This is a genomic window from Olleya sp. HaHaR_3_96 (assembly GCF_019278545.1).
GTDB lineage: Bacteria > Bacteroidota > Bacteroidia > Flavobacteriales > Flavobacteriaceae > Olleya.
In genome coordinates this window covers 776,255-793,783 of record NZ_CP058987.1, presented here as the reverse complement: position 1 = coordinate 793,783, position 17,529 = coordinate 776,255, and the positions used below count along the sequence as shown (strand labels likewise).

Here is a 17,529-nt window from a genome sequence, read left to right as displayed (position 1 = left end):
TTAGTTTATTGTAAATTCTCTTTTTAACTTGCTTAATTGATTGGCGATACTTGCATTGTATTGCGTATCTCCAACTCTTAAAATGAAACCACCTAAAATGCTTTCATCTACTATATTTTTAATTGCCGCTTCTTTACCTGTAAGCTCTTTTACTTTAGCTAAAACTTTAGCTTCTAAAGCCTCTGTTAAAGGAACTGCTGTAGTAACGGTTGCCACTTGACTCCCTTTTTGTTGCTCGTATAAAGTTATAAACTTTCCTGCCACTTGAGGTAATAAGTCTAAACGTTTATTAGTAATTAAAGTATTTACAAGATTAACCGTTGCTGGATTAACACCTTTAAAAATCTCTAATAAAGCTGATTTTTTAATAGTTGCACTAATTACAGGACTATAAAGCATATCTTTTAAGTCTTTACTTTGCGCCACTGTGTTAGTTATAAGCTCCATATCAGTATTAACAGCCTCAGCTGTATTATTGTCTGTAGCTAAACTTAAAACTGCTTTTGCGTAACGTATTGCTGCTCTTTCTCCTGCCATGATTTGACTAGTTTAATTTAGCATCATTTAACATCGACTCAACTAATTCTAATTGCTTGTCTTTGTTAGATAATTCTTGACGTACTACTTTTTCTGCAATCTCTAAAGATAATCCTGCTACGTGATTTTTCAATTCTGCCATAGCTGACTTCTTCTCGCTTTCGATAGCTGCTTGGGCCTGAACAATCATATTGTTTGCCTGAGCTTGAGCTTCCGCTTTAGCGTCGTCAATCATTTTGTTTTTTAAATCTCTTGCTTCTTTAAGCATAGCTTCACGTTCCGCACGTGCCTCAGTTAATAACTTTTGGTTATCTGCTTGAAGATTTTGCATTTCTAACTTCGCGTTTTCAGCAGAATCTAATGCATTTTGTATACCATCTTCACGTGTTTGCAAAGCGTCTAAAATAGGTTTCCATGCAAATTTTCTCATTAATACTATTAATATTATTAAGATAATGGCTTGCATAACAAATAAGCCTACTGAAAAATCATTTAATAAAGTTTCCATACTATATAGATTACTATAATTCTTTTTTTGTTTAATTTAAAACAGTTTCTGCAACCAACCGTTGCAGAAATCTGTTTCTTTTTGTTTTAGGAAATTAACTATTCCCTAAGATTAACGCACCGAATGCTAAACCTTCTAATAAGGCTCCGATAATGATCATTGCAGTTTGGATTTTTCCAGCTGCTTCAGGTTGACGAGCAATACCTTCCATTGCTTTTCCTCCAATTTGACCTAATCCGATTCCTCCACCGATTACGATTAACCCTGCTCCAATTAAATTGTACATACTAATTTGGTTTTATAAATATTAATTAAACAAATTCTTCTTATTAATGGTCGTCATGTTCTTCGACAGCCATCCCTATAAATAACGATGATAACATCGTAAAAATAAACGCTTGTAAAAAGGCTACTAAAATTTCAATAACCGAAATAAATAATGCTAACACTAAAGACATTCCCGTTGATCCAATAACACCAAATGTTTCTTTAAGTGTAATCATTAGTGCTATTAAGCTCATCACTACAAAGTGACCTGCAGTCATGTTTGCAAATAAACGCACTAATAATGAGAAAGGCTTAATTAACACAAAACCTACTAACTCTATTACCGCTAATATTGGTCTTAAAATCATTGGTACTCCTGGCATCCACAAAGTATGCTTCCAAAAATCCTTACTTCCACTAAACAAATATATTACAGCTGTAAACACTGCTAAACATGCTGTTACCGCAATCTGACCTGTCACGTTAAACCCTATTGGTGTTAATCCTAATAAGTTTAATATCCAGATAAAGAAGAATACTGTTAGTAAAAACCCCATAAATTTACGGTATTTCTTCTCACCAATATTCGGTTTTGCTATATCATCTCTAACATATATTACTAAAGGCTCTAAAACTCTACTAAATCCTTTTGGTACTGAATGTCCTTTTTTATACCCTCTTGCTAAAGAAGTAAATGCTAACAACATTAAAACGCCAGTTAACAACATTCCAAACACAGATTTTGTAATAGAAAAATCTAAAACTTTATGCGCATTGGTTGGGTGATTTTTATCATCAAAACCTAATGTTGTAGCTCCTGCATCCAACTCATATATTTTACTGTGTAGTTTTACTAAACGCGCATCTCCTTTAGTTACAATTTCGCTTCCACTATCATCATGGTGAAATGCTGAAGACATAAATGTTTTCAACCCATCTTTAGTCCAAACGATCACTGGCAGAGGAAAACTATAATGTGTCCCAGACTCATTATGAGTAAACAAATGAAAATCGTGAGAATCTTTTAAGTGATGCTTTATATACTCCTTGATTTCGTGAGCAGTGTTCACTTGATTTCCTGGTTCATGTTTATTATCATCTCCATAAGAAGAGACTGAAACGAACATCAGAACTAATATTGCTATAAAATGGAAAGGTTTTTTTGCCAACATCATACTTTTTGTAACTAATAAATTTATGGTCTGTAAATTTTGTGCAAATGTAAGTAATAATTTAAAAAGGTAAACACTTTTTTTAATTAGATTTTTCTCACAGACAAATTAAGCACTATTAAACTATCATTCAAACACTTACTTCTCTTTTAATAATTTTGCGATACAAGCTGTTTCGATTATTAAAAATAAGAAAAAGGGGATCACCAAACCTAAACGATCGGGTAGACTCAAATTTGTCTCAGAAAAGATCGATGATTGAAAAAGCAAAATAAAGAACCCAATTTTAACAAACATTAAGGTTAAATAGGCAAATCCTAGCTGATTAGGGAGTTTGCTATTAACAAGCTCTATACTTAGATACACAATTAATACAGCTACCCCATGGAACAGATACAACTTTTGTAAAGAATAAGGCAGATCTCCTTGTGTTACATAGTTTTGAATGCTATAAGCAACGACTAATACCACAAGGATAAAAGACACGACGTATACAATACGTTTATTCATTTTTAGAATTTTGATCGTTAGTGATTTTTACGACTTGTTTGATAACAGAATACATGGCTATAAATACAGTAATTAAGGTTATTATTTTAAAATAAAATTGGTTGCTATTACCATAAATATTATCTAACCAATTCCCCAATACACTTCCTAACCAAATGGTTAAACCCATTTGCAAAGCTATTGAAGTGAACCTTATAAAAGGATTATGCTGTTTTTTGGGTTTTCGAGCCATTATTTAAATCTTTCACAGGAGTCTGCATAACACAAGACACATTAAAAGTTGCTCCAGGCTCTACTGCCAATTTTTGAGTCACTACCTCCCCTTCAATATGTGCTGTAGATTTTAAAGTTAGCGTTTCAGACAACTCTATAGTTCCGGAAAGTTTACCTTCAAAATAAGCATTACTACATTTTAATTTTCCAATTATTTCGCCATCTTTACCGACCACGACTTTACCGGATGTTTCTATATTACCCTCTATTACTCCGTCGACACGGATGTCACCATCACTAAAAAAATCACCTACTAATTTAGTGCCTTTTGCTATAATATTCTGAATAGAAAACTGATCTTGATTCTTATTTTTCATTTTAAGGGACATTATTTATTTGCTAAGTATTCGTTTATATTTTTATGTATTTGAAGCGTCTTGTAATTATCAGACGATATCCCAAAATAAGGTCTATTTATTTTAGGTCTATCGTCTTCTTTTAAGATATCCGAAAAAGCTTCTGCGCCCTGTACGCTTCTTAAACCATGTACTACAAGAAATATAGTCTCCGGGTTAAAAACATCTACAGAGGTTGACATATTATAATAGGTCACTTTTGGTGTTACTTCGTCTAATATTTTTCTAAAATCAGCAAGCGCTTCTTTTTCGTTTGTATTAAACTCAAACACGACTTTAAAGCTTCTAGACGTTGTATCCGGTTTAAATGTTTTATCACTAACCGATTTTAAACTACCAACGATAGCCTCTGCTTGAATAGCCTCCGGCGTATTAGCAAAAGCTAGAGCAACATCATTAAGACCATCTATATATGCTTGGTACCCGTTTAACCTTCCATTAGCAGTTGCTTTTAGTAATGCAAATTTTGGCACCATAGCGTCTCCATCAAAAAAGGTCATGTATTCTTTAGATTTTACAATGACTTCCTGAAAATCTTGCGCTTCTAATAACTTATAAGTGGCTTCATATAAACTTTCTGGACTATTTTCATCTCTAGTTGCAGCTAATTCGGGATGTAATAAAATATCGGCATATCTTGACTCTGGGTAATTACTAATAATACTGTTTTTGGTAATTAAGGCCTCATCATTTAAACCTAATATCTCGTAAATTTTATACAAATTATAATTAGAAGGCAGTATTAATTTTTCTTCTGGATCACTTTCTAATAAGTTTAAAAATTTACTTTTTGACAGCTTATATTCTTTAAATTTTTCTTTATAAATCAAACCCAATTGGTAGTATGCATAATTGCGTTCTTTTTTAATACTGTCTAATTCTTTTTCTGCTGAAGGAATTAAAGCTAAATAATAGTCAGGACTTAACAATTCGCTCTCTTCACCATCTGCTATTGCTAATTCTAAATTAGATTGTTCTTCCGAAAAACCACCTGATCTAGCAGATGACCACCTCCAATTATCTTCGTTTTTACGATCTCCCCAAATACGCGAAAATTCATTCTTTCCATAAGCCACTGTCGTTGGATTATAAAAATAGAACGTAGATCCCGCTCCTGGCAGTCCGCCTCTTGGCGAATTAGCATTATCGATTAAACTATTAGTTACTGCAAATTCGCTTTTACGCTCTTCAATTTCTAACCGTTCTTTTTCTGCTTCTAATCTTTGTTTAAGCGTATTAGTGTATTCCGTAAAATAGGCTAAACGCGCTGCTTCCGGCATTTTAACTATTTTAAGAATACTATCATTCGTTTCAGCTAAACCTTCATAATAAATAACATCATCTAAGTTTTCCCGTTTACGTTTAAGTGTACGGAAAGGCTTACTATTTTCGACCATATTAGTCATTGTACTATCATAATAAGCACCCGCAAACTTATAGTTGTTTCTATCAAAATAGAAATCGCCTAAGGTCTCATAGTTTTTAGAAACTAAAATTTTGTCCTGAGATTTTTCTCTTAAAGATTTATTGTAATAAGCGACTGCTAAGGAATCTGATTGATTTGATAAATGAAAGTCACCTATTTGATGATAGATTTTATCCAAGAACGGACGATTTTCTCTGTTTTCCTCTAATTTAGTCAGATGCTTTAAAAACGCAATTTTATCACCTGTATCGTAGTCAAAGTTTTTAGCTTTTTCTATCTGAGCGGCCATTAGATAGCGACGCGGTGTTTTTCGGTTTAAATCTATAACCTCATCAAATGCCAAATTTGCACTGTCTTTAAAAGTCAAGACATTATACAATTGCCCTTTTATAAAGTTAAAGCGTCCTTTTTCGTCATTATTTTTAGTTGCTTTTGATGCGATCTTAATTTGCATCAAAGCACTATCTAGAGATTTTGTGTTTATATAAGCCTGTGCTAAAATAGAGGTTGCATCAGACAATTCTTGCCCTTCCAACGCTTCTTGTTTAATAAGACGTTTAAGATTTACAATAGCCAATTCGTCATTTTCTAAACGCATGTTAGTTTTTTCTCTCCAAACCTTTGCTGTGTTTATTTTATCGGATGCTGGGTATTTATAAAGTATATAATTAAAGGCTTCTAATGCTGGCACAAAACGTTGGTCAAAATACCTCGCCTCACCCAACAATAAATACGCTTCATCAATTTGAGGATTATACTCTTTACCCTTAATATTCATCCCATGTTTTTGGATGGCTTTTACCGCTTTTTCTTCTGCTTTTGTAAAGTCTTCATTTTTAGATTGACCAGGTAATACAATCTCGTCACTAACTTGCATACGTTCTATTGGTAAAATATCCCAATAGTTGTCTTTATAACCGGTATTTAAATTGTTTTGTCCTTGTTTTAAGGCTTCGTACCCATTAAATAAGGCATTATACTCTGCAGTAACTGCATGAAAATTACGATTTATGAAACTGTTTTTTTTTCTTGAGCAACTAGTGATTGTTGCTAAGGTTAATCCAGAAACTATACAAATTTTAAATGCTATCTTCAATGCGGTTGTATTTTGTGTAATACATAACTAAATATTGCAGTAAATAGTATTTACAGATACTGTCAACTCCGTAAAAATAAGCATCTTTTTTACTTTTTTCTAAAAAATGAGATTAAACTTGTTTTTTAAGCCATGTCTACCGTTCCTGAAAAGTGAGCTTCCAACTCTTTTAAAGTTGCCTCGCTAGTTTCGATATCTTTTACGACATGTCCTTTTTCCAAAACAACAATACGTTCGCAGACATCCGTAACATGCATTAAATCATGACTAGACACTAACACCGTAACGCCTTTTGTCAAAGCTAAATCTTTAATAATTTCTTTTAGTCTAATTTGTGTAGTTGGATCAAGATTTGCAAAAGGCTCGTCCAAAATGATAACTTCTGGATTTCCGATAAGTGCGGCAACAATCCCTGCTTTTTTCTGATTTCCTTTACTTAAATCGCGTAGGTATTTTTTCTGACCTAGAATTTCACCATGAAAAAAATCCTCAAACTGAGACACAAGATTATCAACATCTTGTTTATTCTGCCCACGTAGTTCGCCTATAAAGTAAAAATATTCTTCTGCCGTTAAGTAACCAATTAAAAAACTTTCATCAATAAATGAAGACGTAAAGGGTTTCCAATCTTCACTTTGGTTAACTACAATCCCGTTATTATCAATAGTTCCTGTTGTAGGTTTTATTAAATCTAAAAGTAAACTGAAATAAGTTGTTTTACCTGCTCCATTATTACCCACAAGTCCAAAACTTTGGCCTTTAGGAATATCTAAACTAGAAATATTTAAGACTTCTTTTCCGTTATATTTTTTTGAAAGATTTGTTGTTGTTATCATGATGTAGTAGTTGTAAAGGTTAACTGAATTGATTAATTGTCTTCATTAAAAGCTTTGACCATCTCATATTTAGAGGCTAAGTACTTTTTGGTTATAAAACGCATTGTTTTCTGATGAAATATAATACCTACTAACCCCAAAGCTATTAATGCAGAAATACCCGCATAAAAACCAACAAAATAAGTTAATGATCCAAAAATAGCCAGCGGAATTAATAACAACGGAATACCGATAATCCATTGCACTGCTCCTGTCCCTTGATAGTTAAAAGCTGCTCGTTGGTTTAGGTCTATTTTTTTTCGATTAAAAGACCCTCCAAGCATAATCACATAAGTATTAACACCTATATTATAAATGGCTGCTGCAAAATGTGCGACTAAGATTTTCCATCCAAAATACACATAAGGAATACTTAGAACAAACATGATAATAACACTTAACATCATTAACGTGTATTTTGATTTTAAATACTGCTCATACTTGATATTTTGACTCATAAGCATTTTATAATACCCACTATCCCAAGCCGGAATAAATTGCCCAAAATTAATTAAGAAAATACCTGTAACAAATACGCCTACAAAACCAAACATAATTGGCGTGTCATTATACGCAGGATTAGGGTAAAAAAACAAGCCGTATAATAATCCTAATACCAAAATAAACACTGCAGATCTTGGACGTTTATTACGCCAGATTAGTTTTAAATCTAACTGCATAAAAGGAGCGCTATCCCCAAAACGTTTAGTCCAACCTAGGTCTGAAGTCGTGACCTCTTTTATTTTTGTTTTAAGCGAATTATCTAAGTATAATTTTTTGATTAGTATTTTATGATTAAACACATATAAACCTAAAAGAATAGCGAGTAGCACTAATAAAAATAATGGATTAGCAGTAATTGCCAACATTGCATATGATAATAATCCAGAAAAATCAACAATATTAAAGTAGTTTAATCCAAATAATGCACCTGCAAAAAGTATGATTGGAAGAAAAGACAATTCGGTTTCAGCCGAAAAACTTTCAATAATAAAATTTAAAAAATTATTAATTAATGTCAATAATAGCATTGCAACCAACCAAGTTAAAACGACGGAGGTATCATACTCTTTAAATATTAAAACAAGACTAAACGGTACGATTGCAAAAAGTGGTAAAAAATTAAAAAATGAAACGGCAGACTTACCTAACACAAAATGGACTACTGTACTTCTTTTTATTGGAATGGTCAATAAGGGCTTTACACTCATTACTGGCAATTTTTGTAAAAAGAAACGTAACATTAAATCTCCTAAAAACCAGAAAAACAAAAAGGTATTAACGATAATAAAAGGATCTTGATTCGGGAATGTTTTTTTTAATATTGGATACAATCCAAATCCTAACGCTAAAAAGACAACAATAAAATATAAAGCAAAAAACCCCATCAAGATTTTTATAGCTAAGCCTTTACCAAAGTTGGAAGACCGTATAAAAGATTTCCATTCTAGATTTAAAAATTTACTAATCATAGTAACTAATGTTTGGTTGGTTTAATAGATAAGTATACAAATGTTTAAAAATGTTACAAACAAAATTCTGGATAGGTTTCATTTAAAAGTTGTTCTGCTTTATTTGGTATAATCTCAAAGCTGATATAGATCCAAAGACAAAACAGTGTAGAGAAAATAGACACGCCTAAAACAATGTACGGATTATCAAAAATATGATCTGAAAAATTATACCACTGTGGCAATTGTGATAACAATAACATAGCAGAACCACCCGCTTGTTTAAATATTATGTCTTCCAACATCCATTTTTTATTGGATAGCGCTTTCCGTTGTTTAAATTGCTGTTTTAACTGTATGCTTTTATAGATTGCAAAAACACATATTATCACAAAAAGACCAATTAAAAGGGATTTTGCAAAAATTGTAGACAACCCTAAATAAATAGCAAAAAATAAAGCCATAGTTGTTATTAGCTTAGGAAACGTAAACCATTGCTTAAGTTCTGTCCATAGGTATTTAAAGTAGCGTTTATTCATTGCTTTTTGACGACATTCTAAGACTTCCATAAAGCCAAATACGCCAAATTTTTTGAAGGCTTTATCTCTAGCCTCTTCAAAAGACAGCTTAGTTTGTGTTCGCCAAACAGACTCTATATCATTAGCTAAGTGATCTACCAACTCGGTTTGCAAATCATAATACTCTACATAGTGTTGTCTTGTAAAAGTGTAAAGGTTTTCTATTTGAGGTGGGGTTAACGTCATATTAATCTAAACTAAATTTAGGACTCATAAAGGTTTCCATCGTTTTGATATAATCCTTAAGTTCTTCCAATTTACTAACCGTTTCTATATTACCTTTTTCTGTAAGTTTATAGTATTTACGCAAACGGTTATCTACTTTTTTAACTTCGACGTCCAACAACCCCTCGGCCTCTAACTTATGTAACGCCGGATACAAAGCACCTTCGGTAATATTAAGTTCGCCTTTAGTTATTTCTTTCACTTTTTGCGTCATTTCGTAACCGTACATTTTTTCACTTTCATTTAAAAGCTTTAAAATAATAGTGGTCAGACTACCCTTATATAATTTTGAATTTGCCATACTACAAACATGCATAATTTTCTTATGCATAGTAAACTTAGGTATTAATTTTTTTCTAAACAGCAGCCAAAACGATAAAGCTTCATTATTTTTACATAAAAATTAAAACCATGTCTCAATTTAATACACTAACTATTTCAGATATCACACGTCAAACAGACCAATGTGTTACGTTGACTTTTAATGTACCAGACCACATAAAACAAGACTACGCGTTTAAAGCTGGGCAATATATTACACTAAAAACTACAATCAATGCAGCAGAAGTAAGACGTGATTACTCATTATGTTCTTCTCCGTCAAGCGGAATACTTACCGTTGCGGTTAAAGCAGTTCCAAACGGAACCTTTAGTACTTATGCTAACAAAAGTTTAAAAGTTGGAGACACTTTAGACGTTGCAAAACCTCAAGGTCGTTTTGTTTTTGAACCAAAACCTACAGAAGAACGCACCATTGCAGCCTTTGCTGCCGGAAGTGGTATTACACCAATATTAAGTATTGCAAAAACAGTTTTAGAACAAGAACCTAAAAGTCACTTTGTCTTAGTATACGGTAATAAAACATTAAATGACACCATCTTTTTAGAAGAATTGGTAGCACTACATCATAAATATGTAGATCGTTTTTATATTCAGTTTTTATATAGCCAATCTCAAGAAGACAACGCGTTATTTGGACGTATCGAAAAAAGCACAGTTAATTTAATTGTCAAAAACAAATACAAACACGTTACTATAGATTCCTTTTACCTTTGCGGACCGGAAGCCATGATTAATACGGTAAAAGATGTTTTAATAGAAAATGAGATTTCTAAAGACAACATTCATTTTGAATTGTTTACGGCCTCTACGCAAGCCACTTCAGAAACAGTAGAGACTAGCGAAGGAAACACAGAGATAACGGTTACCGTTGATGACGAATCCGAAACGTTTACTATGTCGCAAAAACAAACCATACTTGAAGCGGCACTAAAACAAGACTTAGATGCACCTTATTCTTGTCAAGGTGGTGTATGTAGTAGTTGTATTGCTAGAGTTGTGGACGGTAAAGCCGTTATGAGACAAAACAACATATTAACAGATGCTGAAGTTGCAGAAGGTTTAATACTAACCTGTCAAGCACATCCTACGACACCAACTCTAACTGTGGATTATGATGATGTATAAATCTTAAATGTGTATTTTGACGCTTTTATAAGTTTTTAATCGAAATATCATGAAAATAAAGCTTTATAAAATTGAATAAGCAGACATTCTGATAAATTTGTATCAGATTATAACGCTAAAATTTGTTAGTTTAAGGGATAATATTAATTTTATATTAGTAGTTACAATCAGAAAGCCTCAAGCAATTGAGGCTTTTTTTTATGTAAAAAAAGCAATCTCAACACTATATTGAAGGTATTAGATGTTGCGCTTTATGACGAATAACCACTATTATAAAAAATTGCGGTTCAACCGATATATTCACTATTAACCGAAAACTCATCAAAACAGACCTTCATGCAATAAATCAAGTAAACAATCCTATACATTTGTAACAGATTATAACGCTGAAATTTGTTAGTTTAAGGGATAATATTAATTTTATATTAGTAGTTAAAATCAAGAAGCCTCAATGCAAATTGAGGCTTTTTTTATGAGTTAAAAATTGACTTTACTAAAGTTGCAACTTCTTTTGGACTGATAGTCCCTGCTACCGTTTTATAGTCTTCCGGGTATTTGTTACCATAAATAGAGGTTGGTAATTTTGGAAATTGAGTTCTATCCGGCACTAAATTATTCGCTGCTGGTTGATTAAAAGCTCCAAAACCAGCATATGGATGCGTAACACCCCAAATAGTTATCACTTTTACACCGAGCATAGCTGCTAAATGAGCGTTACCAGAATCCATACTAATCATCACGTCCAAATTAGAAATCAAATCCAATTCTTCATTAAAATTATATTGTCCAGCAACATTTATTACGTTCTCAGAAAACAATGTTAATGTCTCCAACTGGTCTTTATCGGCTTTACCTCCAAACAAGAAAATAATATAGTCGTCTTTTAAACTATCTATCACTTCTTTCATTTTATCCAAAGGATACATTTTAGATGCGTATTGTGCAAAAGGGGCAATACCGATCCATTGTTTTTTATTTTGCGTATCTACAACCTCTAAAACAGCATTTGGAATTGATTTCTTAACGGGAAAATCAGGAGTATCAAGCTGTAACTTAAAACCTAAAGCTTCAAAAACATCCGCATAACGTTGATGGGTACTTTTTAAAGCCTCAAAACGCTCCCCTGAAACCAATTCTTTTTTCTCTTGACGCCCTTTATCTAATTGTTTATACTTATTACCAAAGAAAAAAACCTTTAAAATTTTAGTTCGTAAAACGTTATGAAGATCTGCAACAGCATCAATATTTAGTTTTTTTAATTGTTTTGATAACCTAAACAGTCCTAAAACACCTTTATGATTTTCATTTAAATCTATAGGAAAAACATCTACATTATTTATATCTCTAAAAAAAGGCGCAAAAAAGGGGCGTGTTAATACCGTTAATTTAACGTCAGGGTATTGCTGAGTCATTGCTCGTAAAACAGGAACAGTCATAGCGACATCTCCCATTGCCGAGAGACGAATGACTAAAATATGTTTTGGTGTTTTTGACATCTATTACAGAGTTATCAAATAGACAAGTGTTATATTATTTTTGGTTTCGTAAAACAGGATTAAGCTCGTCGTCATTATACATTTTCATCTGCTTATACACCTTCATATACTTATCCCCTTTTTGGATATCAGTTAATAAAGTATCAATTGCAGTACTTAAATCCACACGTTGTTCCAATAAAATATCAAACTTTATTTGGCAAGCAGCCTTATGGGCATCAGAAGCATCAGCTCTAGTTGCTTCTTCTTCCATATGGTATACTTTTAATGCCAAAATAGATAATCTATCAACCCCCCAAGCCGGACTTTCGGTATTGATAGTCGCTTCGCTTTTAGGATTCACATCTTTATATTGCTCTAAAAAATAACTATCAATATATTCCACCATATCCGTTCTATCCTGATTTGATGAATCAATTTTACGCTTTAAAGTCAAAGCAGCAACAGGATCTATTTGAGGATCACGAATAATATCCTCGTAATGCCATTGCACAGTATCAATCCAACATTTTCTGTATAAAAGGTGTTCTATTAAATGGGTGTTCTTATCATAAACATTAGTAAAAGGTTGATCCACTGTATTAATGATATGATACTTTTTTATAACGTCCTGAAATATGGTATTTGCTTTATCTGTAAACATCTTCTTATTTTTAAGACTGTAAAATTACATAAATTAAACTGAATTTTGTCGGTACACATTTTGGCTTTTTAAATAATAGAGTAACTTTACTCTTTAAAGAACCGTTAGTCATGCATATTCATAATTTATCTAAAGAAAATTCTGTTTTAAGTCAATTTATATCTGAAATCAGAGATGTTACAGTCCAAAAAGACAGTATGCGTTTTAGACGAAACATTGAACGTATTGGAGAAGTTTTAGGTTACGAATTAAGCAAGACCTTAGAATTTGAAACAAAAACAATCACCACACCTTTAGCGACGACTGAAACCTTAGTTCCAAAAAACGATGTGGTTTTATGTTCTATTCTCAGAGCAGGAGTGCCTATCCATAATGGCTTATTAAACTATTTTGATAAAGCTGAAAATGCATTTATATCTGCTTATAGACATCACTTAGATAATCCTGAATCTTTTGAAATTATTGTGGAGTACCTAGCTTGTCCAGATCTTACAGGAAAAACACTAATCCTTGCCGATCCAATGCTAGCAACAGGACAATCATTGATTGCTACTTTTAAAGCTTTACAACCTTTTGGAATACCCAAAAACATTCATATTGTAGCTGCGATTGGCGCAGAAGTTGGCGTCCAATTTTTAGAAGACAATTTACCAAAGAACACTAATCTTTGGATTGCTGCCATTGACAAAACATTAAACAGTAAAGGTTATATTGTTCCTGGATTAGGTGATGCAGGTGATTTGGCCTTTGGTGTAAAATTACAGCACTAATAACGTTATTGGGATAATAATTAATAGCCCCAAAAACAATTCTTTAAACCATTTATCCTCTATCGTTTCTATGTAATTAGTTACTATCACCGATAGTGGTGCAAATAAAAATAAAAACTCACTCCCGTTTTTTATAGGCGCAAAAACAACTATCACTGCAGCAAACACACATGTTAAAAACAAGATCTTGTACGATGGTCGGTAGCTTCGCATTTTCTTTTTAATATCTCTTAAATAAAATAAAGAGGACCAAATCCCAAAAGAAGCCATCATTGTAATCGCTGTGATAAATTGTAACGAATTATAATTATTGAAATTAAAATTAACCGCAGGATCCATAGGTATTGCTAAAAAATAATCGTTATAAATTACAATTGAAAAGCAAATAGCAATCACCGCAATAGCAGCCAAACCAACAAAAGGGACTAAATAATACTTAACTGTTGTTTCTGAAAAGAGAAGCAAAGCAATAAATATTAAAGGAAAAAACAAGATTGACCAAAAATAAAACAGAGCTGAAATCCCGATTAAAAAGCCACTATCAAATAATTTTTTGACTACTTCTTTTTTAGACCTAACACTAATTAAACGCCTTAAGGCTAATAGAATAAAAAAATTAGAAATGACTATTTTGTAATTTAAAAATGCCTGAGGAACAGCCAATAAAAACAAAGCAAAAAGTAAGATTTCGTAATTATTTTGTTGCGATAATAAATTTTTAGAAACTATAAAATTAAGTACTAATACAGACAAAAAAACTAATAGAAAAACACCCAAATTAGCCAAAATAGTAAGGTTAGGATTTACACTATCAGGGTATTTAAAAGGCAACAACAAAAAAGCAATTAGTGTAATACTAAAGACAATTAAAAAATTAATTGGTTTGGATTTGCTAAAAATAGTTGTAATCATTAACTCTTTTTGTATTTTTGTATTATAAATATACTATTATATAATTATGAAAGATTTTTTTGAAGCTATACAAAGCCTTTTTGTTGACGTATTATTTGCTCCTTACGATGCATTAAGAGCCTTAGAATTAGAAAGTTGGTGGGCAGCAAACTTTATGTCTTGGATATTTATCACTATTGGTTTTGTTGCTTTTATATATTGGATGATCCAATTAAAAGCACACGCAGCTAACAATGAAGAAGACAAAAGTATCTCTTCTCACTCCTATCTATAAAACTTATAGGTCAAACCCTATATCTTTTCTATAATACATCTTATCAAAGCTTAGTTTATCTATGCTTTGGTAAGATTTTTTTATGGCCTCTTCGTACGTATTCCCATAACTAGTTACAGCCATAACACGTCCTCCAGACGTTACAATATTTCCATCTTTATTTTGTGCTCCTGCATGAAACACAATAGAATCGGTAACGTTTTCTACTCCTGTAATTACTTTTCCTTTTTGATACGCTTCCGGATACCCCCCAGACACTAACATAATTGTAGTTGCTGCTCTTGGGTCTACCTGAATAGTAATTTGATCTAACGTTTGATTCGCAATAGCTTGAAAAACCTCAACTAAATCATTTTTAAGTCTTGGTAAAACCACTTCCGTTTCAGGATCACCCAAACGTACGTTATACTCGATAACCTTAGGCTCATCTCCTACTTTTATCAATCCGATAAACACAAACCCTTTATATGGTAAATTGTCTTTTTGCAAACCAGCAATTGTCGGTTTAACCACTTGCGCTTCTACTTTAGCTAAAAACGCTTGGTCAGCAAAAGGTACTGGAGACACTGCTCCCATTCCTCCTGTATTTAAACCTGTATCCCCTTCTCCGATACGTTTATAGTCTTTAGCTGTTGGTAATACTTTATAGTTTTTACCATCTGTCAATACAAAACAACTTAATTCTATCCCGTCTAAAAATTCTTCAATAACAACTTTAGTACTTGCTTCACCAAATTTAGCATCTACAAGCATGCTTTTTAATTCGGCTTTAGCCTCATTTAAATCATTTAAAATAACAACCCCTTTACCTGCTGCCAAACCATCTGCCTTTAATACAAAAGGAGGACTTAAAGTTTCTAAAAACGCATACCCATCTTCCACAGTCTCTTTCTTAAAACTTTGGTAAGCCGCTGTCGGGATATTATGTCTGTACAAAAACTCCTTAGCAAACTCTTTACTACCTTCTAAGGTTGCAGCCGCTTGTTGTGGTCCAATAACTGCCACATTTTTAAGCGCTTTATCTGCCAAGAAAAAATCATGAATACCTAATACTAAAGGATCTTCAGGACCGACCACTACCATGGTAATATTGTTGTTTAATACAACATTTTTTATCGCTAGAAAATCGGTTACACTAACAGGGACATTTTTTGCAATTTGTGCTGTTCCAGAGTTTCCTGGTGCTACAAAAAGTGAGTTACATTTTGGGCTTTGTTTAAGCTTCCATGCAATTGTGTGTTCTCTTCCTCCTGATCCTAAAATTAAAATATTCATCGTAGTAATGTTGTGTTGTTGTTTCCACAAAAATAATTATTTAAAAGAATTTGGTTGACTTTAAATCCAATAGTTTTTTATTTCTTTATTTTACAGAAAATATATTGCATTGAAACAATTTGAATGGTCTTTACGGTTAAAAGGATTCCCTGTTAATGAAGCTAAAAAAACACAAGCTATTATTGATGGGTTTACCGAAGCTGATTACGCTAATTATTTAAGCAAACAGTTACAGGCTATTGTTGCGTTTCATTTAGAACACACCCCTTTTTACAAGGCATTATGTGGCGGCATCAACACCTTGGATTGGCATACCTTACCTGTGCTGACTAAAACCGACTTACAGCAGCCTTTAGCTGATCGTTTGTCTGACAAATACACTGTAAAAACAGTACACAAACATAAAACATCAGGCTCTTCCGGAACCCCGTTTGAATTTGCTAAAGATAATTTTTCACATGCCATGACTTGGGTGACGTTTATGCAACGCTATAGTTGGTTTAATATTGACTTAAACACCTGTAAACAGGCGCGTTTTTATGGCATTCCGCTAGACACAAAAGCATATTATAAAGAGCGATTAAAGGATTGGTTAGGGAATCGGTTTCGGTTCTCAGTATTTGATTTAAGCGATGCTGCTTTAGACAAAGTACTGTACAAATTTATGCGTACTAAGTTTAATTACATTAACGGTTACACAAGTGCTATTGTGCAATTTGCGAAATACTTAGAACGTAAAAACATTATTTTAAAAGAGGTTTGCCCCACTTTAGAAGTTTGTATTGTCACTTCTGAAATGTTATTTAAAGACGACAAAAAATTGTTAGAAAAACAGCTTAATATTTCTATTGTTAACGAATACGGTGCAGCCGAATTAGGACTAATTGCTTTTGAAGACAAAAATGATAATTGGATGGTAAATTCCAACCATTTATACATCGAAATATTAGATAATAACAATCAACCAGTGCCTTTTGGTCAACCAGGAAAAATAGTAATTACAGACTTATATAACCGTGCACATCCTTTTATAAGATACGAACTAGGCGATTTAGGGCAACTGTCCACAAAAAGCACGTTACAGCATCCAATTTTAGAATCTTTAACAGGACGTACAAGTGACTTTATTTCGCTTCCAAGCGGAAAAATTGCAGCAGGCTTAACCTTTTATTATATAACTAAAACCGTCATGACTACAAATGCTAATGTGAAAGAGTTTATAGTTGAACAAATTGAAGTTGACACCTTTAAAATTGATTATGTTGCTACCGAAGCATTAAGCAAACCTCAGCAAAAGGCTGTACAATTAGCTGTAGATAAGTATTTAGAACCTAATTTAAATTTAATTTTTGAACAGAAAGCTGTTTTAGAACGGGAAGTTAGTGGTAAACTGAAACAGTTTAGGTCTAGATTGTAAA

Annotated in this window: 20 protein-coding genes; 4 read left to right on the top strand and 16 right to left on the bottom strand. The window is 32.6% G+C overall.

The window, feature by feature from the left end:
- From atpH to H0I26_RS03365, 12 genes are all read right to left on the bottom strand, one after another.
- Positions 1-537 (bottom strand): ATP synthase F1 subunit delta, encoded by a 537-nt coding sequence (gene atpH / locus H0I26_RS03420; RefSeq protein ID WP_218701018.1) that lies wholly within the window; start codon positions 535-537, stop codon positions 1-3.
- Positions 538-544: 7 nt separating this feature from the next.
- Positions 545-1,045: a F0F1 ATP synthase subunit B gene (locus H0I26_RS03415; RefSeq protein ID WP_218701017.1), complete on the bottom strand. Its 501-nt coding sequence runs from the start codon at positions 1,043-1,045 to the stop codon at positions 545-547.
- A 94-nt stretch (positions 1,046-1,139) separates the two neighbouring features.
- On the bottom strand, positions 1,140-1,331 hold the full coding sequence (atpE, locus tag H0I26_RS03410) for an ATP synthase F0 subunit C (protein ID WP_218701016.1): 192 nt from the start codon (positions 1,329-1,331) through the stop codon (positions 1,140-1,142).
- A gap of 43 nt (positions 1,332-1,374) precedes the next feature.
- Positions 1,375-2,487 carry a F0F1 ATP synthase subunit A gene (atpB, locus tag H0I26_RS03405; RefSeq protein WP_218701015.1) on the bottom strand — a complete coding sequence of 371 codons (1,113 nt, stop codon included), beginning with the start codon at positions 2,485-2,487 and terminating at the stop codon, positions 1,375-1,377.
- A 135-nt stretch (positions 2,488-2,622) separates the two neighbouring features.
- Positions 2,623-2,994: a DUF6168 family protein gene (locus tag H0I26_RS03400; RefSeq protein WP_218701014.1), complete on the bottom strand. Its 372-nt coding sequence runs from the start codon at positions 2,992-2,994 to the stop codon at positions 2,623-2,625.
- Positions 2,987-3,226, bottom strand: coding sequence for an AtpZ/AtpI family protein (locus tag H0I26_RS03395; protein ID WP_218701013.1), 240 nt, complete (start codon positions 3,224-3,226; stop codon positions 2,987-2,989). The genes H0I26_RS03400 and H0I26_RS03395 overlap by 8 nt, the downstream gene beginning before the upstream one ends.
- Positions 3,198-3,584, bottom strand: a complete 387-nt coding sequence (locus H0I26_RS03390; RefSeq protein WP_232735120.1) for a polymer-forming cytoskeletal protein — start codon at positions 3,582-3,584, stop codon at positions 3,198-3,200. The genes H0I26_RS03395 and H0I26_RS03390 overlap by 29 nt, the downstream gene beginning before the upstream one ends.
- Positions 3,585-3,595: 11 nt before the next feature.
- Positions 3,596-6,145: a tetratricopeptide repeat protein gene (locus tag H0I26_RS03385; RefSeq protein ID WP_218701012.1), complete on the bottom strand. Its 2,550-nt coding sequence runs from the start codon at positions 6,143-6,145 to the stop codon at positions 3,596-3,598.
- Between the two features lie 125 nt (positions 6,146-6,270).
- Positions 6,271-6,981 (bottom strand): ABC transporter ATP-binding protein, encoded by a 711-nt coding sequence (locus H0I26_RS03380; protein WP_218701011.1) that lies wholly within the window; start codon positions 6,979-6,981, stop codon positions 6,271-6,273.
- 32 nt (positions 6,982-7,013) lie between these two features.
- Entirely contained in the window at positions 7,014-8,492 is a 1,479-nt protein-coding gene (locus tag H0I26_RS03375; protein WP_218701010.1) for a DUF5687 family protein, read from the bottom strand.
- A 53-nt stretch (positions 8,493-8,545) separates the two neighbouring features.
- Positions 8,546-9,235: a hypothetical protein gene (locus H0I26_RS03370; protein WP_218701009.1), complete on the bottom strand. Its 690-nt coding sequence runs from the start codon at positions 9,233-9,235 to the stop codon at positions 8,546-8,548.
- Position 9,236: 1 nt separating this feature from the next.
- Positions 9,237-9,575 (bottom strand): PadR family transcriptional regulator, encoded by a 339-nt coding sequence (locus H0I26_RS03365; RefSeq protein WP_101015839.1) that lies wholly within the window; start codon positions 9,573-9,575, stop codon positions 9,237-9,239.
- A 110-nt stretch (positions 9,576-9,685) separates the two neighbouring features.
- On the opposite strand from H0I26_RS03365, the gene H0I26_RS03360 reads away from it, so the two are divergent.
- The gene (locus tag H0I26_RS03360; RefSeq protein ID WP_218701008.1) at positions 9,686-10,741 is read left to right on the top strand and encodes a ferredoxin--NADP reductase; all 1,056 of its coding nucleotides are present in this window, start codon (positions 9,686-9,688) and stop codon (positions 10,739-10,741) included.
- A 470-nt stretch (positions 10,742-11,211) separates the two neighbouring features.
- On the opposite strand, the gene H0I26_RS03355 is transcribed toward H0I26_RS03360, so the two are convergent.
- A complete protein-coding gene (locus tag H0I26_RS03355) occupies positions 11,212-12,237 on the bottom strand; it encodes a glycosyltransferase family 9 protein (RefSeq protein WP_256935244.1) in 1,026 nt (341 codons plus the stop codon).
- A gap of 34 nt (positions 12,238-12,271) precedes the next feature.
- Positions 12,272-12,880, bottom strand: coding sequence for a DUF4254 domain-containing protein (locus H0I26_RS03350; protein WP_218701007.1), 609 nt, complete (start codon positions 12,878-12,880; stop codon positions 12,272-12,274).
- A gap of 110 nt (positions 12,881-12,990) precedes the next feature.
- On the opposite strand from H0I26_RS03350, the gene upp reads away from it, so the two are divergent.
- Positions 12,991-13,650, top strand: coding sequence for a uracil phosphoribosyltransferase (gene upp, locus H0I26_RS03345; protein ID WP_218701006.1), 660 nt, complete (start codon positions 12,991-12,993; stop codon positions 13,648-13,650).
- Here upp and H0I26_RS03340 read toward each other — a convergent pair.
- Entirely contained in the window at positions 13,639-14,562 is a 924-nt protein-coding gene (locus H0I26_RS03340; protein WP_218701005.1) for a DUF6427 family protein, read from the bottom strand. The genes upp and H0I26_RS03340 overlap by 12 nt on opposite strands.
- Positions 14,563-14,608: 46 nt before the next feature.
- Between H0I26_RS03340 and H0I26_RS03335 the strand changes: the two genes are divergently transcribed.
- Entirely contained in the window at positions 14,609-14,836 is a 228-nt protein-coding gene (locus H0I26_RS03335; protein ID WP_101015834.1) for a DUF6341 family protein, read from the top strand.
- 3 nt (positions 14,837-14,839) lie between these two features.
- Here H0I26_RS03335 and purD read toward each other — a convergent pair whose 3' ends face one another.
- Positions 14,840-16,111: a phosphoribosylamine--glycine ligase gene (gene purD, locus H0I26_RS03330; protein WP_218701004.1), complete on the bottom strand. Its 1,272-nt coding sequence runs from the start codon at positions 16,109-16,111 to the stop codon at positions 14,840-14,842.
- A 109-nt stretch (positions 16,112-16,220) separates the two neighbouring features.
- Here purD and H0I26_RS03325 point away from each other — a divergent pair, with 109 nt between their 5' ends.
- A complete protein-coding gene (locus H0I26_RS03325) occupies positions 16,221-17,528 on the top strand; it encodes a phenylacetate--CoA ligase family protein (protein WP_218701003.1) in 1,308 nt (435 codons plus the stop codon).
- Position 17,529 lies beyond the last annotated feature (1 nt).

Coding starts and splice junctions, on each gene's coding strand:
- upp (WP_218701006.1), top strand. CDS start 12,991: ATGCATATTCATAATTTATCTAAAGAAAATTCTGTTTTAAGTCAATTT.
- H0I26_RS03415 (WP_218701017.1), bottom strand. CDS start 1,045: ATGGAAACTTTATTAAATGATTTTTCAGTAGGCTTATTTGTTATGCAA.
- H0I26_RS03360 (WP_218701008.1), top strand. CDS start 9,686: ATGTCTCAATTTAATACACTAACTATTTCAGATATCACACGTCAAACA.
- H0I26_RS03335 (WP_101015834.1), top strand. CDS start 14,609: ATGAAAGATTTTTTTGAAGCTATACAAAGCCTTTTTGTTGACGTATTA.
- H0I26_RS03365 (WP_101015839.1), bottom strand. CDS start 9,575: ATGGCAAATTCAAAATTATATAAGGGTAGTCTGACCACTATTATTTTA.
- purD (WP_218701004.1), bottom strand. CDS start 16,111: ATGAATATTTTAATTTTAGGATCAGGAGGAAGAGAACACACAATTGCA.
- H0I26_RS03400 (WP_218701014.1), bottom strand. CDS start 2,994: ATGAATAAACGTATTGTATACGTCGTGTCTTTTATCCTTGTGGTATTA.
- H0I26_RS03355 (WP_256935244.1), bottom strand. CDS start 12,237: ATGTCAAAAACACCAAAACATATTTTAGTCATTCGTCTCTCGGCAATG.
- atpE (WP_218701016.1), bottom strand. CDS start 1,331: ATGTACAATTTAATTGGAGCAGGGTTAATCGTAATCGGTGGAGGAATC.
- H0I26_RS03340 (WP_218701005.1), bottom strand. CDS start 14,562: ATGATTACAACTATTTTTAGCAAATCCAAACCAATTAATTTTTTAATT.
- H0I26_RS03380 (WP_218701011.1), bottom strand. CDS start 6,981: ATGATAACAACAACAAATCTTTCAAAAAAATATAACGGAAAAGAAGTC.
- H0I26_RS03395 (WP_218701013.1), bottom strand. CDS start 3,226: ATGGCTCGAAAACCCAAAAAACAGCATAATCCTTTTATAAGGTTCACT.
- H0I26_RS03350 (WP_218701007.1), bottom strand. CDS start 12,880: ATGTTTACAGATAAAGCAAATACCATATTTCAGGACGTTATAAAAAAG.
- atpH (WP_218701018.1), bottom strand. CDS start 537: ATGGCAGGAGAAAGAGCAGCAATACGTTACGCAAAAGCAGTTTTAAGT.
- H0I26_RS03370 (WP_218701009.1), bottom strand. CDS start 9,235: ATGACGTTAACCCCACCTCAAATAGAAAACCTTTACACTTTTACAAGA.
- H0I26_RS03375 (WP_218701010.1), bottom strand. CDS start 8,492: ATGATTAGTAAATTTTTAAATCTAGAATGGAAATCTTTTATACGGTCT.
- atpB (WP_218701015.1), bottom strand. CDS start 2,487: ATGATGTTGGCAAAAAAACCTTTCCATTTTATAGCAATATTAGTTCTG.
- H0I26_RS03390 (WP_232735120.1), bottom strand. CDS start 3,584: ATGAAAAATAAGAATCAAGATCAGTTTTCTATTCAGAATATTATAGCA.